Genomic DNA, 17,496 nt, shown 5'->3' with positions numbered 1-17,496 from the left:
AAGTGGTTGTGGCGGGATTATGTTGTTTGTCGGCCGCCGCAGCGGCCAGCGTCGCTCGGACGGTTCCGGGCGCATACGTCTCTCGAGGAACACATGGCCAACCCAGGTTCGCCGCGCCGCTTTGCGCGCATCGATCGTCTCCCCCCTTACGTCTTCAACATTACTGCCGAGCTCAAGATGGCCGCCCGCCGCCGTGGCGAGGACATCATTGACCTGAGCATGGGCAATCCCGATGGCGCCACGCCGCCACACATCGTCGAGAAACTGGTGCAGGTTGCCCAGCGCGAAGACACCCATGGCTATTCCACCTCCCGTGGCATCCCGCGCCTGCGCCGCGCCATCTCCAACTGGTACAAGGAACGCTACGAAGTCGACATCGACCCGGAAAGCGAAGCCATTGTCGCCATCGGCTCGAAGGAGGGCCTGGCGCACCTGATGCTCGGCACCCTCGACCACGGCGACACGGTCCTGGTGCCCAACCCCAGCTATCCGATCCACATCTACGGCGCGGTGATCGCCGGCGCCCAGGTACGCTCGGTACCGCTGATACCGGGCGTGGACTTCTTCAACGAGCTGGAACGGGCGATCCGCGAATCGATCCCCAAGCCGAAGATGATGATCCTCGGCTTCCCATCCAACCCCACCGCGCAGTGCGTGGAGCTGGACTTCTTCGAGCGCGTGGTGGCCCTGGCCAAGCAGTACGATGTGCTGGTGGTGCACGACCTGGCCTACGCCGACATCGTCTACGACGGCTGGAAGGCGCCGTCGATCATGCAGGTGCCGGGGGCCAAGGACATCGCGGTGGAGTTCTTCACCCTGTCCAAGAGCTACAACATGGCCGGCTGGCGGATCGGCTTCATGGTCGGCAACCCTGAGCTGGTCAGCGCCCTGGCGCGGATCAAGAGCTACCACGACTACGGCACCTTCACTCCGCTGCAGGTGGCTGCCATCGCCGCCCTGGAAGGCGACCAGCAGTGCGTGCGCGATATCGCCGAGCAGTACCGCCAGCGCCGCAACCTGCTGGTGAAGGGCCTGCACGAGCTGGGCTGGATGGTCGAGAACCCCAAGGCCTCGATGTACGTATGGGCGAAGATCCCTGAGCAGTACGCTCATCTGGGATCGCTGGAGTTTTCCAAGAAGCTGCTGGCCGAGGCCAAGGTTTGCGTGTCGCCGGGGATCGGCTTTGGTGACTACGGCGATGATCATGTGCGTTTTGCCCTGATCGAGAACCAGGACCGTATCCGCCAGGCCATTCGCGGGATCCGCCAGATGTTCCGCGCCGATGGTTTGACCAGCAAGTAAACAGGTCCGACCTCATCGCCGGCAAGCCGTCTCCCACAGGATGGCACCGGACCTTGTGGGAGCCGGCTTGCCGGCGATGGGCCGATACAGGCGATATCGATCACGACTTTCAGATCGCCGATCAGCGGCGATCTTTTTTTGCATTCCCCCTCTTCTCAGCCGCCCGCGCCTGGATTACAAATAGCGCCGCGGGCGCCCGCCCCGATAACAACAACCTCCCTCCCTGGCCATCATGTCCGAACAGAATCCTTGCATGACCTGCGGCGCCTGCTGCGGCTACTTTCGTGTGTCTTTCTTCTGGGGTGAGTGCCAGTCCGCCGGTGGCCTGGTGCCCGACGACCTGGTCGTGCAGATCAACCCGACCCGCGTCGCCATGATCGGCACCGACGCCAAGCCCTGCCGTTGTGTCAGCCTCGGCGGCGAGATCGGCACGCAGGTGGCGTGCTCCATCTACGAGAACCGCTCCAGCCCCTGTCGCGAGTTCGAAGCGTCGTGGGAAAACGGCGTGCACAATCCGAGCTGTGACGACGCTCGGGCAGCCTATGGCCTGCCACCGCTGACGCCGCCGGGCGCCAACGAGCCGCATTGGCCGGATGACGGGGCGGAGGTCGCCTGAACCTGCTCGGGTCAAGCCTGCTCCTCGCGGAGCAGGCACTACCGTTCGTCGGTTGGATCCAATGAATGCATCGCTGAAACCCGCGAAACACGTGCCGCCTCGACAAAGTATTAACACCATTTGACCGGCCCCGACGCCAAACCGCCCAGCCCTGAGCGGCTACACATTCCTTCAAAGGATATTCGTAGCCATAGATCAGGCGTTTCGGCCGTCGCGTGTGTCACTGCTCCTGCCTACCCCGCTGTGCACGCTTTCAAGGACGGAATCGCCTGATCCACGAAGGAGCTCTCCGTGGACAGTCGCGCCGCCCCCCGTTCGCCCGCCCGTTTCTCCCAACTGTCGCTGGCCGTCAGCCTGGCCGTGACTGCCATGGCCTTTGGTCTGCACGGCGAACAGGCACTGGCCGCCTGCAGCCTGGCCGGTTCCACGGTGACCTGCAGCGGCGCGGCCAACCCGCTCGCGCCGAGCTATTCCAACAGTGGCAGCGGCCTCACCGTCAACGTCAACACTGGTGCCTCGCTGGGCGTGCTGCTGGGCGTGGGCGGCACCGCGCTGTCGCTCACCGGCAACAACATCACGTTGAACAACTCCGGTACCGTCAACCCGTCGTTGCTGGGGATCCTGAGCATCCAGTCCACTGCGGCGCTGATCGGCAACACCAGCACCGCCAGTACCATCAACATCACCAACAATGCCACGGGTGTGATTCGAGGAACCGGGGCGGTGCTGGGCGCGAGCCTGTTGAACCTTACCGGCATGGCAATGGACGTGCGTAACGCTGCCGGTGGCGTCACCACCATCAGTAACGCCGGGAGCATCGGCTCCGCGGCGCTGGCCAGCCTGACGATCCTCAGCGAGGACACCCCGGTCATCGCCGTGAGCGGGGGCGGGTCGGTGGACTTCACCAACACCGGTACCGTGCTCGGTCGTACAGCATTTCAGGCGTCGGCAGCCGGCAACACCTTCACCAACGCCGGGAGCCTGACCGGCAGCCTCTCGATGGGCGCGGGCAGTACCAACCGCTTCAACGCCATTACCGGCTCCAGCCTCAGCGCGGGAGCCGGTATCGGTGTTTCGCTGCTGGTCACCAGTAACCCCAACCTGGCCTTCGCGCCTGCAGGGGTGGTCGACGGCGGTGCCGGCGGCACCAATACCCTGGCGCTGCAGAACGCCATCGGTGGCGGCAGCGGCACCAGCGGCAGCGGCACCATCAACGCCTCGAACTACATCAACTTCAACCGCCTGATCGTCGACAGCGGGACTTGGTCGCTGATCGGGCAATTGCTCAACGGCACCACCCAGACCACCCTCAACGGTGGCTTGCTCAATTTCGACAATGCCAGCGCCTTCGGTACCGGTGGCATCACGGTGAACGGCGGTGGTCTCGCGGGCACGGTGGCAGGCCTGGGCCTGAACAACGCGCTGACCTTGAATGCCGGCCTGAACGTGGGCGGTGCCACCGACATGGCCCTCAATGGCGTGGTCTCGGGTGTCGGCGGCTTGACCAAGACCGGTGCCGGGCTGCTCACCCTTGGCGCCAGCAACACCTACAGTGGCGGTACCACCCTGGCCGCCGGCGGCCTCAACCTGACCAGTGCCACGGCACTCGGCACAGGCGGGCTGACCGTCAGTGGCGCCGGCAGCCTGCAAGGCAGCGTGCCGCTGGTGTTGAACAATGCGGTGGCGCTGAACGCAGCCTTGACGCTGCCCGGCAGCAACGCACTGACCCTTGGCGGCGTACTCAGCGGCACCGGCTCACTGGTCAAGAGCGGCACCGGCAGCCTGACGCTCAATGGCATCAATACCTTCAGTGGCGGCACCTCCCTGGGCGGCGGAACGCTTACCTTGGGTAGCGACACGGCGTTGGGCAGCGGCGCCCTGACGGTGACCGCCAGCAGCATCCTGGACAGTGCCTCGGCGCTCAACATTGGCAACGCGATTGCCCTGAGCGCAGGCACGCTCACCCTCGCTGGCAACAATGCCACCACCTTGGGTGGCATCATCAGCGGCACCGGTGCGCTGGCCAAGGCGGGCGCCGCCGACCTCACCCTCAACGGCGTAAATACCTACAGCGGCGGTACCAGCCTGGCGGGTGGCAAGCTTACCGTCGGCAACAGCAGTGCGCTGGGCACTGGCGCGCTGACCCTGGGTGGCAACGCCAGCCTCGATGCCAGCAGCGCGGTAAGCCTGGGCAACGCCATCAGCCTTGGCGCCAACACCCTAAACCTGCTCGGCACCAGCGCCACCACCCTGGGTGGCGTGATCAGCGGTACCGGTACGCTGGTCAAGAGCGGGGCAGGGGACCTGGCGCTGAACGGCAACAACACCTTCAGTGGCGGCCTCACCCTCAATGCCAGCAAGCTCACTGTCGGCAACAGCAACGCTCTGGGCACCGGCGCCCTTACCCTTGGCGGCAACGCCAGCCTGGACGCCAGCACGGCGGTGAGCCTGGGCAACGCCGTCAACCTCGGCGCCAATACCCTGAACCTGCTGGGCACCAGCAGCACCACGCTGGGCGGCGTGATCAGCGGTACCGGGGCGCTGGTCAAGAACGGCAGCGCCGGGTTGACCCTGAACGGCAGCAACACCTTCAGCGGTGGCACGACCCTCAACAGCGGTGTTCTCACCGTGGGTAACAACAACGCCCTGGGCACCGGCGGCCTCACCTTGGGCGGCAACGCCAGCCTCGACGCGGGCGTGGCGGTGAACCTCGGCAACACCATCGACCTGGCCGGCAACACCCTGACCTTGCCTGGTACCAGCGCAACCACCCTGGGTGGTGTGATCAGCGGCACCGGCGCGCTGGTCAAGAACGGCAGCACCAACCTGACCCTGGGCGGCGCCAACACCTTCAGCGGTGGCCTCACCCTCAACGCCGGCACCCTGACCCTGGCCAGCGCCACGGCGCTGGGTACCGGCGCCCTGACCGTGGGTGGCGCTTCGACGCTGGCCAACACCGCGGCGCTGACCCTGGGCAACGCGGTCAACCTGGGCGGCAGCCTGACCCTGGCAGGCGCCAACAACCTCAACCTCGCCGGGACCCTCAGCGGCACCGGCGGCCTGGTCAAGAATGGCAGCGCCAGCCTGACCCTCAGCGGCAACAACACCCACAGTGGCGCCACCACGCTCAACGCCGGCACCCTGGTGCTGGGCAGCAACACCGCGCTGGGCACCGGCGTGCTCAACGCCGCGGCCAACACCAGCCTGGACACCAGCGTCGCCGGGCTGAACATCGGCAACGGCCTGAACCTGGCCGGCAACCTCAACCTGCCCGGCAGCAACGACCTGACCTTGAGTGGTGTCATCGCCGGCAGTGGCGGCCTGACCAAGGCCGGCAACACCACGCTGACCCTGACCGGCGCCAATACCAACAGCGGTTCCACTTTCCTCAACGGCGGCACCCTGGTGGTCGGCAACAATACGGCGCTCGGTACCGGCATCCTCAACACCGCCGTGGGAACGCACCTGGACGCCAGCACTGCGGTCAGCCTGGCCAACGACGTCATCGCCGCCGGCCCCCTGACCATCGACGGCACTGCCAACCTCGGGCTGAGCGGCGTGATCAGCGGCATCGGCTCGCTGGTCAAGAACGGCAACGCCAGCCTGACCCTGAGTGGCAGCAACACCTTCACCAATGGCACCCAGCTCAATGCCGGCACCTTGATTCTCGGCAGCAACACCGCACTGGGCATCGGCGGCCTGACCTTGGGCGGCAACGCCAACCTGGACACCAGTACCGCCGTCTCGGCGACCAACAGCATCAGCCTGGGTGGCAACACCCTGACCGTGCTGGGCAGCAACGCCACCACCCTGACCGGGCAGATCAGCGGCACCGGTGCCCTGGTCAAGAGCGGCAGTGCCGGCCTGACGCTCAATGGCAACAACACCTTCAGTGGCGGTACCACCCTGAACGCGGGGCTGCTGACCCTGGGCAACAGCAATGCCCTCGGCACTGGCGGCCTGACCCTGGGCGGCAATGCCAGCCTCGACGGCAGCGGCACCCTGAACCTGGGCAATGCCATCAACCTGGCCGGCAACACCCTGACCCTGCCAGGCAGCAACACCACCACCTTGGGCGGGGTGATCAGCGGCACCGGCGCACTGGTCAAAAATGGCGCCACCAACCTGACCCTGAGCGGCGCCAACACCTTCAGCGGCGGCCTCACGCTCAATGCCGGTACCTTGACCCTGGCCAGCGCCGCCGCGTTGGGGACCGGCGCGTTGACGGTCGGTGGCGCGTCGACCCTGGCCAACTCGACGGCAATGACCCTGAACAACGCCGTCAACCTCGGTGCCGACCTGACCCTGCCGACCACCAGCAACCTCACCCTGGCCGGCACCCTCAGCGGCACTGGCGGCCTGGTCAAGAACGGCAGCGCCACCCTGACCCTGAGCGGCAACAACACCCACAGCGGCGCCACCACGCTCAACGCCGGCACCCTGGTGGTCGGCAGCAATACCGCACTGGGCAGCGGCGCGCTCAACGCCGCCAACAACACCACGCTGGACACCAGCGTGGCTGGGCTGAACCTAGGCAACGCACTCAACCTGGCGGGCAACTTCATCCTGCCCGGCAGCAACGATTTGACCCTGAGCGGCGTCATCGCCGGTGCCGGCGGCATCACCAAGAATGGCGCCACCACCCTGACCCTGACCGGCAACAACAGCAACAGCGGCATTACCCGCCTGAACGCCGGTACCCTGGTGGTCGGCAGCAACACTGCGCTGGGTACCGGTACCCTCAACACCCTGGCCGGTACCCATCTGGATGCCAATACGGCGGTGAGCCTGGCCAATGATGTGAACATCGCCGGCCCGTTGACCATCGATGGCAGCGCCGACCTGGGCCTGAGCGGCGTGGTCAGCGGCATCGGTTCGCTGGTCAAGAATGGCAACGCCAACCTGACCCTGAGCGGCAACAACCTCTACACCAACGGCACCCAGCTCAATGCCGGCACCCTGACCCTGGGCAGCAACACCGCGCTGGGTATCGGCGCCCTGACCGTGGGCGGCAACGCCAATCTCGACGCAAGCACCGCCGTTGCCGTGACCAACGGCATCAACCTCGGCGCCAATACCCTGACCGTGCTGGGCAGCAACGCCACCACCCTCGGCGGTCTCATCAGCGGCAGCGGTGCGCTGGTCAAGAACGGCAGCGCCGTGCTGACCCTCAACGGCAACAATACCTACAGCGGCGGCACCACCCTCAATGCCGGCACCCTGGTCCTGGGCAACAACAACGCCATCGGCGGCGGCGCCCTGAGCGTGGGCGGCAATGCCAGCCTCGACTCCAGCGCCACCCTCAACCTCGGTAACGCCATCGCCCTTGGCAACGGCGCTACCCTGACCCTGCCAGGCACCAACACCACGACCTTGGGCGGCGTGATCAGCGGTGCCGGGGCCTTGACCAAGAACGGCAGCAGCAATCTGACCCTGAGCGGCGCCAACACCTTCAGCGGTGGCCTGAACCTCAATGCCGGCACCCTGACCTTGGCCAACGCCGCCGCGCTGGGCACCGGCGCATTGAACGTCGGCGGCGCCTCGACGCTGGCCAACAGCGTGGCAATGACCCTGGGCAACAACGTAAACCTCGGCGCCAACCTGACCCTTGGCGGCAGCAACAACCTGACCCTGGGCGGCGTGCTCAGTGGTACCGGCGGGTTGATCAAGAACGGCGTGTCCGACCTGACGCTCAGCGGCAACAACACCTTCAGCGGCGCCATCGACCTGCTTGGCGGCAGCATCACCACGGTCGGCAACACGGCCCTGGGCAACACCTCGGCGGTCAGCGTCGGCGCTGGCACCAGTCTCAATCTCGGCGCCAGCGCCACCATCGGTGGCCTGAGCGGGGCCGGCACGGTGAACATCGCCGGCGGTGGTGCCCTGACCCTGGGCGGCAACAACCTCAACAGCGTGTTCAGCGGTGCCCTGGCCGGCAGTGGTGGGCTGGTCAAGACCGGTACCGGCAGCTTCGAGCTGTCCGGCGTCAACGTGCTCGGCGGCAATACCACGGTCAATGCCGGCCTGCTCAACGTCACCGGCTCGCTGGCCAGCCCCAGCGTGCAGGTCAACAGCGGCGCCAGCCTCGGGGGCACCGGCAGCCTGCTCGGCGCAGTCGACATTGCCAATGGCGCGCACCTGCTGGCCAACAGCGGCGCGACCCTCAGCACCGGTGCGCTGACCCTGCACAGCGGCTCGATCCTCGACTTCGGCCTGGCATCGCCGGCCACCGGCGGCACCGCAGTGGTCAGCGTCAATGGCAACCTGACCCTGGACGGTACCCTCAACGTCACCGACCTCGGCGGCTTCGGCACCGGTATCTACCGGCTGTTCGACTACACCGGCGCGCTGGTCGACAACGGCCTGCTGATCGGCAACGTGCCGGGCGTCATGTTGCCCGGCGACCTCCAGGTGCAGACCTCCATCGGCAGTCAGATCAACCTGCTGGTCGGCGGCGCCAGCGGCACCGTGCAGTTCTGGGATGGCGCGCAGAGCGTGCCCAATGGCGTGATCGATGGCGGTACCGGTACCTGGAACGGTGGCAACACCAACTGGACCGATGTCAACGGCGTGCTCAATGGCAGCTGGGCCAGCGACTTCGCGGTATTCCAGGGCACCGCAGGCGATGTCACCGTGGTCGGCACCCAGGCCGCCACCGGCCTGCAGTTCGTCACCAACGGCTATCGCCTGATCGGCGCCGGTGGCCTGGACCTGGTCAACGGCAGCAACGGCGCCTTTGCCTTGCGCGTCGACCCGGGTGTCACCGCGACCCTCAACGTCGGCCTCTCTGGCAGCGGCCAACTGGCCAAGCTCGACAGCGGCACGCTGGTGCTCAATGGCGCCAACAGCTATACCGGCGGCACCCTGTTCAATGGCGGCACGGTGGTAGTCGGCAACAACACCGCCTTCGGTACCGGCACGGTCAGCACCGCCAACGGCACTACCCTGGACAGCAATACGGCTGTCACCCTCGGCAACGCCTTCAGCCTCAGCGGTGCCCTGACCGTCGCCGGTTCCGCCGATCTGGGCCTGTCCGGTGTGGTCTCGGGGGTTGGCAGCCTGATCAAGAACGGCGGCGCCAACCTGACCCTGGGCAATGCCAACACCTACAGCGGCGGTACCAGCCTGGGTGCCGGTACCCTGACCCTGGGCAACGCCCAGGCCCTGGGCACTGGCGGCCTCACCGTGACCGGCGCCGCCAGCCTGGCCACCACCGGCAACCTGGCGCTGGGCAATACCATCGCCCTGAACGCCAACCTGACCCTGCCGGGGAGCAACGACCTCACCCTCAACGGTGCGCTCAGCGGCACCGGTGGCCTGATCAAGGGCGGTGCCGGCACGCTCACCCTCAACGGCAGCAACAGCCAGCAGGGCATCACCAGCCTGAACGGTGGCACCCTTGTGGTCGGCAGCAACACGGCGCTAGGCACGGGTGCCCTGAACGCAGCCGGCGGCACCACCCTGAGCAGCAATGCCAACGTCACCCTGGCCAACCTGATCAACCTGGCCGGTAACCTGACCGTCGCCGGGGCGCAGAACCTGACCTTGGGCGGCAACGTCACCGGCGTCGGCGGCCTGACCAAGACCGGCAGCGGCACCCTGACCCTGAACGGCACCAATGGCAATCTGGGCAACACCAATCTCAATGCCGGCACCCTGGTGCTCGGCAGCTCCAGCGCCCTCGGCCTTGGCCAGCTCAACGCGGCTGCCGGGACCACGCTGGACAGCGCCTCGGCGATCACTATCGGCAACACCGTCAACCTGGCGGGCAACCTCACCATCGCCGGCAGCAACGACCTGGGCCTGGGCGGGCTGGTCACGGGGGCCGGCAGCCTTACCAAGAACGGTGCCGGCAACCTCACCCTCAGTGGCGCCAACACCTTGATTGGCGGCGTGACCCTCAATGCCGGCACGCTCACCCTGGGCAACAACCAGGCCCTGGGTACCGGCAACCTTGTCGTCGGCGGCGCCAGCAACCTGGCCACCACGGGTGCCTTGACCCTGGCCAACCAGGTGGCGCTGAACGACACCCTGAGCCTGACCGGCAACAACGACCTGACATTGAACGGCGTGATCAGCGGTAACGGAGGCCTGACCAAGACCGGTACCGGAAACCTGACCCTCGGCGCCGCCAACACCTATCAAGGCAGTACCACGCTTGGCGCTGGCACCCTGACCCTGGGCAACAACAGCGCGCTGGGCACGGGCAACCTGTCGGTGACCGGCAACAGCACCCTGGCCACCACCGGGGCGCTGCAACTGGCCAATGCCATCGGCATCGGCGCTACCACTACCCTGAGTATCAACAATGCCCAGGCCCTGACCCTCGACGGTGTCATCAGCGGTGCCGGGGCGCTGAACAAGCTGGGCGCCGGGCAGCTGGTGCTCAATGGCAGCAACACCTACGCCGGCGGCACCTCGCTGCAGGCCGGCAGCCTGCTGCTGGGCAATGATGGCGCCTTGGGCAGCGGGGCCTTGACCGTCAACGGCGCCGCCGGCCTCGACGTCAGCCAGGCGCTGGTACTGGCCAATGCCGTCAACCTCGCCGGTGGCAACCTGACCCTCGGCGGCAGCCAGGCGCTGACCCTCGGCGGCGTGGTCTCCGGCAACAACGGCCTGGTCAAGAACGGCGCCGCCAGCCTGACCCTCAACGGCAACAACACCTACAGCGGCGGCACCACCCTCAACGCCGGCACCTTGGTGGTCGGCAGCAACACCGCGCTGGGTAGCGGCGACCTCAGCACCGGTGCCAACACCAGCCTCGATGCCGGCGGTGCGGGCGCTACCCTGGCCAACAACGTGCACCTGGGTGGCACCCTCAACCTGCCGGGCAGCGCCGACCTGACCCTCACCGGCGTGGTGGATGGCGTCGGCGGCCTGAACAAGGCCGGTGCCAGCACCCTGACCCTCAACGGCGCCAACAATTACCTGGGCGGCACCACCCTGAATGCCGGCCGGCTGGTGGTCGGCAACGACAACGCGCTGGGGCAGGGGGCTCTGACCGTCGCTGGGGCCTCGTCCCTCAGCAGCGGCGCCAGCACCACCCTGGCCAACAACGTCACCCTCAACGCTGGCCTGACAGTCGATGGCAGCAACGACCTGACCCTAAACGGCGTGATCAACGGCACGGCAGGCCTGACCAAGAACGGCAGCGGCAACCTGACCCTCAATGGCAACAACGGCTACCAGGGCGGCACCCAGCTCAACGCCGGGCGCCTGACCCTGGGCAGCAGCGGTGCACTGGGTACCGGCACCCTGGCGGTCACCGCCGACGCCACCCTGGCCAACAGCTCGGCCATGGCCTTGGGCAACACCATCGCCCTGAGCAACGGCGCCAACCTGACTATTGAAGCCGCCAATGTGCTGATCCTCAGCGGCGACCTCGGCGGCAGCGGCAACCTGGTCAAGACCGGCGTCGACGACCTTACCCTGGTCGGGGTCAAGACCTTCACCGGCAACGTGGATATCCAGGCGGGCTCCCTCACCACCCTCGGCAGCGGTGTGCTGGCCAACGTCGACACCCTCAACGTCGGCGCCAGCGGCCAGCTCAACCTCAACGGCAACGCCAGCCTCGGCAGCCTGACCGGCAGCGGCCTGGTCGATGTCGGCGTCGGCAGCGTCCTGAGCCTGGGCGGCAACAACCTCAGCAGCACCTTCGCCGGTGGTCTCAACGGCCTGGGCGGCCTGACCAAGGTCGGCAGCGGCACCCTGACCCTGACCGGCACCAGCAACCTGGCCGACAACACGCTGGTCAACGCCGGTACCTTGAAGGTCGACGGCACCTTGGGCAGCAACCTGCTGACCGTGGCCAGCGGTGCGACCCTCAGCGGCAGCGGCACCGCCAATGCCTCGGTGGTGATCGACAACGGCGGCCACCTGGCCGGGCAGAGCGGCGCCACCCTGGGCCTCGGCAGCCTGGTGCTCAACAGCGGTTCGATCGTCGATATCGGCCTCGGCTCGCCGTCCACCGGTGGCACCGCGCTGTTCAACGTCGGTGGCAACCTGACCCTCGACGGCACGCTCAACGTCAGCAGCATCGGCGGCTTCGGCAACGGTGTGTACCGCGTCTTCGACTACACCGGCGCTCTCACCGACAACGGTCTGGACTTCGGCAGCCTGCCGCTGGGCGTGGGCCTGGGCGACGTGACCTTGCAGACTGCCCTGGCCAACCAGGTCAACCTGCTGGTCAGCGCTGCGGGGCTCAATATCCAGTTCTGGGATGGCAGCCAGAACGTGGCCAACGGTCAGGTCGACGGCGGTGCCGGCGTGTGGAACGCCGGCAATACCAACTGGACCGACCTCAACGGCCTGACCAACACCACCTGGGGCAGCACCTTCGCGGTGTTCCAGGGCACCGCCGGCGATGTCACCGTCGACGGCAGCCAGACGGTCAACGGCCTGCAGTTCGTCAGCGATGGCTACCGCCTGCTGGCCGGCACCGCCGGCGCGCTCGACCTGATCAACGGCACGAGTGGCGACACCAGCGTGCGGGTCGATCCGGGTGCCACGGCGACCCTCGATGTCGGCCTGACCGGCGTCGGCAAGCTCAACAAGCTCGACAGCGGTACCCTGGTGCTCAACGGCAGCAACAGCTACAGCGGCGGTACCGTGCTCAGTGGCGGCACTTTGATTGTCGGCAGCAACACGGCCCTGGGCAGCGGTACGCTTGAAACCGCGGCGGGTACCACCCTCGACAGCAATGCCTCGGTCACGCTGGCCAATGCCATCACCCTGGCGGGGCCGCTGAACATCGCCGGCAGCAACGACTTGGCGCTGGGCGGCAACATCGGCGGCGCCGGTGGCCTGGTCAAGGCTGGCAGCGCCCGGCTGGCGCTGGCTGGCAACAACACCTATGCCGGCAACACCGCGCTCAACGGCGGCACCCTGGTGCTGGGCTCCAATACCGCGCTGGGTAGCGGCAGCCTGAACACCGTGGCCGGCACCAGCCTGGACAGCAGCCAGGCCGTGACCTTGGCCAACAACGTCAACGCTACCGGCGACCTGACGATCCTGGGCAGCAACGACCTGACCCTCGGCGGCACCGTCGGCGGCAGCGGCCGCTTGCTCAAGGCCGGCCTCGCCCGCTTCGCGCTGATGGGCGCCAACACCTACAGCGGTGGTACCGAGCTGCAGGCCGGCACCTTGGTGGTGGGCAACGATGCCGCCCTTGGCAGCGGCGGCCTGGACGTCACCGGTAACGCCAACCTCGACAGTGCCAGTGCCGTCACCTTGGCCAACTCGGTGAATGTCAGCGACGTGCTCAACGTGCTGGGCAGCAATGACCTGCACCTGGCCGGCGTGCTCAGTGGTGCAGGTACCTTGAACAAGAGCGGCCTGGCTGACCTGACGCTGTCGGGCAACAACACCTTCAGCGGCATCCTCAATATCCTGTCCGGCAGCCTGAGCACCATCGGCACCACCGCCCTCGGCACCCAGAGCGAGCTGAACGTCAGCAGTGGCGCCAGCCTCAACCTCGACGGCAACACCACACTGGGTGACATAGGAGGCACTGGTGCGATCGCCATCGCCGCTGGCAACAGCCTGAACGTCGAAGGCGGCACTTTCGATGGCAATATCGGTGGCACCGGCACCCTGAACAAACTCGGCGCTGGCACCCTGGCGCTGCGCAGCGCCAACAGCCATACCGGCAATACCAACGTGCAAGGCGGCGGGCTGAAGGTGGATGGGTCCCTGGCCAGCGGCACGGTCAACGTTGCCAGTGGCGCCACCCTCAGCGGTGCCGGCAGCCTCGGTGGTGCGGTGACCGTGGCCAATGGCGGCAGCCTGGCGGCCATCGGCGGCAGCACCCTGAACGCCGGCAACCTGGTGCTCGACAGCGGCGCCAACTTCAACGCTTTGCTGGGCGCGCCGTCGGCTGGCGGCACACCGCTGGTCAACGTGGCCAACGACCTGACCCTGGGCGGCACCCTCAACGTCACCGACATCGGCGGCTTCGGCGCCGGCGTGTATCGACTGTTCGCCTACGGCGGCAGCCTCACCAACAACGGCATGAGCTTCGGCACCACGCCGGTGCCGGTCACCGACCTGACGGTGCAGACCGCCGTGGCCAACCAGGTCAACCTGGTGGTCGGTGGCGCCAGCAACGTGTTGTTCTGGGACGGCAGCCAGACCGTGGCCAACGGTGTGATCGAGGGCGGCAGCGGCGTCTGGGATGCCACCAACACCAACTGGACCGACGCCAACGGCGTGCTCAACGGCACCTGGAACGATACCTTCGCCGTGTTCCAGGGCGCCCCCGGCACCGTCACCGTGAACGGCAGCCACAGCATCACCGGCCTGCAGTTCGTCACCGACGGCTATGTGCTCAATGCGGGGACGGCCGGTGAACTGCTGGGCAACGGCACCACCAACCTGCGGGTCGACAGCGGCGTCACCGCCACCCTCGACGTCGCCCTCAACGGCACCGGCAGCGTCGCCAAGCAAGACGGCGGCACATTGGTGCTCAATGCTGCCAATGGCTACAGCGGCGGTACCGCCCTCAACGGCGGCACCCTGGTGCTAGGCAACGATAGCGCGCTGGGCAGTGGCGCCCTGACGGCCGCGGGCGGCACCACGCTGGACAGCAACACCGCCGTGACCCTGGCCAACAATGCCGTGCTCAACGGCGCCCTGGCCATCGCCGGCAGCAACGCCCTGACCCTCAACGGGGTGGTCAGCGGCACCGGTGGGCTGATCAAGAATGGCGCTGGCCTGTTGACCCTGAACGGTGCCAACACCTACACCGGCGGCACCCAGATCAACGCAGGCGGCGTGGTGGGCAATACCACCAGCCTGCAAGGCGCGATCCTCAACAACGCGGCCCTGACCTTCGAGCAGAACGCCAATGGCAGCTACACCGGCAACCTCACCGGTACGGGCACCCTGACCAAGAACGGCACCGGCGAACTGCTGCTGACCGGCATCAATGGCCTGACCGGCGCGACCCAGGTCAACGCCGGCAGCCTGCTGGTCAATGGCCGCCTCGACAGTGCCACCGTGCAGGTCGCCACCGGCGCCCGCCTGGGCGGCAGCGGTACCTACGGCGGTGCGGTGCAGATCGCCAATGGCGCCACCCTGGCCGCCGGCCAGAGCGCCACGCCGCTCACCGTCGGCAGCCTCGACCTGGCGTCGGGCAGCGCCCTGGACTTCAGCCTCGGCGCCCCGGCGGCCTCCACCACCGTGGTCAAGGTCAACGGCAACCTGGTGCTGGACGGCACGCTGAACATCACCGATGCCGGTGGCTTCGGCACCGGTGTCTACCAACTGTTCAGCTACGGCGGCACGCTCACCGACAACGGCCTGGTGTTCGGTGCGATTCCAGGCAGCGTGGTGCTGGGTGACCTGACCCTGCAGACCGCCATCGCCAACCAGATCAACCTGGTGGTGCAGAACTACGGCGAAGAGCTGCAGTTCTGGAATGGCGGCAAGACCAACCCCGATGGCAGCATCGGCGGCGGCAGCGGAACCTGGGGGCCGAACACCGGTTGGACCAACGCTGGTGGCACCAGCAACGAAGGTTGGAGTGGTGGCTACGCGGTCTTCGGCGGTACCCCGGGCACCATCACCGTGGTCGGCAACCAGTCGTTCGAGGGCTTGCAGTTCCTCAGCAACGGCTACCAGGTCGTTCCGGGTGCTGGCGGTAGCCTGACGCCGGTCAATGGTGCCGATGGCAGCCTGGCGCCGGTGCGTGTCAACGCAGGCGGCACCGCCACCGTCAGCGCACCGCTGGTCGGTACCGGCGGCATCGAGAAACTCGACGCTGGCACTCTGATCCTCTCTGGCGCAAACACCTACAGCGGTGGCACCACTGTCAGCGGCGGTACCCTGGTCGGCAACACCACCAGCTTGCAGGGCAACATTCTCAACAACGCCAACCTGGTCTTCGCCCAAGGCAGCAATGGCACCTTCAATGGCACTCTCAGCGGTACCGGCACTACCACCAAGCAGGGCGGCGGTACCTTGCTGCTGACCGGCAACCAACCATTCAGCGGCGCCTTCAACGTTAACCAGGGCGTGCTCCAGGTAGGCGATGCCGCCAATCCGGGCAGCAACCTCGCAGCCCAGGTCACAGTGGCCAATGGCGCCGCACTGACCGGCAACGGCACCGTCGCCGGGCTGACCAACAATGGCACCGTGCTGCCAGGGCCTGCCGGTAACCTGAACGTGTCGGGCAACTTCACCAACGGCGCCACCGGCACCCTGGTGATCGACCTCGGCACCTCGCCGGTGAACTACCTGAATGTGGGCGGCACCGCCAACCTCGGCGGCAGCCTGATGGTCGCCAACCTGGCCAGCGGCAATGGCCAGTACACCGTGGTCAGCGCCGCGGGCGGGGTGAACGGCACCTTCGCCACCACCAACCTGGCCAACTCGGCGTTCCTCAACAGTTCGCTGGACTACGGCGCCAACCAGGTGACCCTGTCGGTCAGCCGCAACGGCAACTCCTTCGCCGATGTCGCCGCCACTGGCAACCAACGTGGCGTAGCCACTGCGCTGGCCAGTGCCGGGGCGCCGGCCGAACTGGTCAACAACCTGCTGCCGCTGGACCGCCAGGGCGCCCAGGCCGCGTTCGACAGCCTGTCCGGCGAGATCCACGCCAGCACCGCGACCGTGCTGATCGAGGACTCGCGCTACGTCCGTGACGCGGTCAATGACCGCCTGCGCCAGGCCGACTGCACCAACCAGGACGACCCGCGTCGCACCCTGGCGCCGACCGCCAACCAGCAACTGACCAGCGAAGGCTGCCAGGGCCAGGCCGTGGGCTGGATCCGCGCCATCGGCGGCTGGGGCACCTACGACGGCAGCAGCAGCCATGCCAGCGTCGACCGCGACCTGTCGGGCTTCATGCTCGGTGTCGACCGCGCGCTGGACGATGAGTGGAAAGTGGGCGCCGCCGCCGGCTACACCCGCTCGAGCATCGACGCGCACCGTCGCCGCTCCGACGCCACGGTGGACAGCTACCACCTGACCACCTACCTCGGCTACCAGCTCGATGCCTTCGCCGCTCGCCTGGGTGTGGCCTACAGCTGGCACGACATCGACACCAAGCGCGATGTCACCGTGGGCAGCTATGACGACCGTCTCAAGGCCAAGTACAAGGCGCGTAGCGCCCAGGTGTTCGGTGAGGTGGGTTACGCCATCGATGCCGGCGGCATTGCCCTGGAGCCGTTCGCCGGGCTGGCGTATGTCAACTACGACAGCGACACCGCCCATGAGAAGGGCGGGGCAGGGCGGCTGGAGGGCAAGGTCGACCAGGATGTGACCTTCTCCACCCTGGGCGTGCGGGCTGGCAAGCGCATCCTGCTCGACAACGGCAGCACCATCACGCCTCGGTTGACGGTAGGCTGGCGCCATGCCTTCGGCGACGACAAGCCCGATGCCGATCTGCGCTTCATCGGTGGTGGCGACGGTTTCAGCACCGAGGGTGTGCCGATTGCCAAGGACGCGGCGGTGGTCGAGGCCGGGGTGGACCTGTCGGTGGGCGCGAGCGGCAAGCTCGGGGTCGGGTACTCCGGGCAGCTGTCCAGCGAGAACCGCGACCATGGCGTGGTGGTGAGCTTCAGCATGGGGTTCTGAGG

At 67.2% G+C, this 17,496-nt stretch carries 3 protein-coding genes; all 3 read left to right on the top strand.

What is annotated here, in order from left to right:
* Nucleotides 1-93 precede the first annotated feature (93 nt).
* The 3 genes from alaC (at nt 94) to AAHK21_RS09195 (ending at nt 17,494) form a co-directional block, all read left to right on the top strand.
* A complete protein-coding gene (alaC, locus tag AAHK21_RS09205) occupies nt 94-1,302 on the top strand; it encodes an alanine transaminase (protein WP_367857056.1) in 1,209 nt (402 codons plus the stop codon).
* Between the two features lie 232 nt (nt 1,303-1,534).
* Entirely contained in the window at nt 1,535-1,918 is a 384-nt protein-coding gene (locus tag AAHK21_RS09200) for a YkgJ family cysteine cluster protein (RefSeq protein WP_367857055.1), read from the top strand.
* A 291-nt stretch (nt 1,919-2,209) separates the two neighbouring features.
* Nucleotides 2,210-17,494 (top strand): autotransporter-associated beta strand repeat-containing protein, encoded by a 15,285-nt coding sequence (locus AAHK21_RS09195; protein ID WP_367857054.1) that lies wholly within the window; start codon nt 2,210-2,212, stop codon nt 17,492-17,494.
* Nucleotides 17,495-17,496: the final 2 nt, after the last annotated feature.

Origin of the sequence: Pseudomonas sp. TE50-2 (genome assembly GCF_040813665.1) — a bacterium.
In the GTDB taxonomy this organism is placed as follows: domain Bacteria; phylum Pseudomonadota; class Gammaproteobacteria; order Pseudomonadales; family Pseudomonadaceae; genus Aquipseudomonas; species Aquipseudomonas soli.
The sequence above is the reverse complement of the archived record's forward strand: the minus strand, read 5'-3'. Positions and strand labels throughout refer to the sequence as shown.

Excerpts from the sequence above, each read along its gene's own strand:
- alaC (WP_367857056.1), top strand. The coding sequence starts at position 94 with ATGGCCAACCCAGGTTCGCCGCGCCGCTTTGCGCGCATCGATCGTCTC.
- AAHK21_RS09200 (WP_367857055.1), top strand. The coding sequence starts at position 1,535 with ATGTCCGAACAGAATCCTTGCATGACCTGCGGCGCCTGCTGCGGCTAC.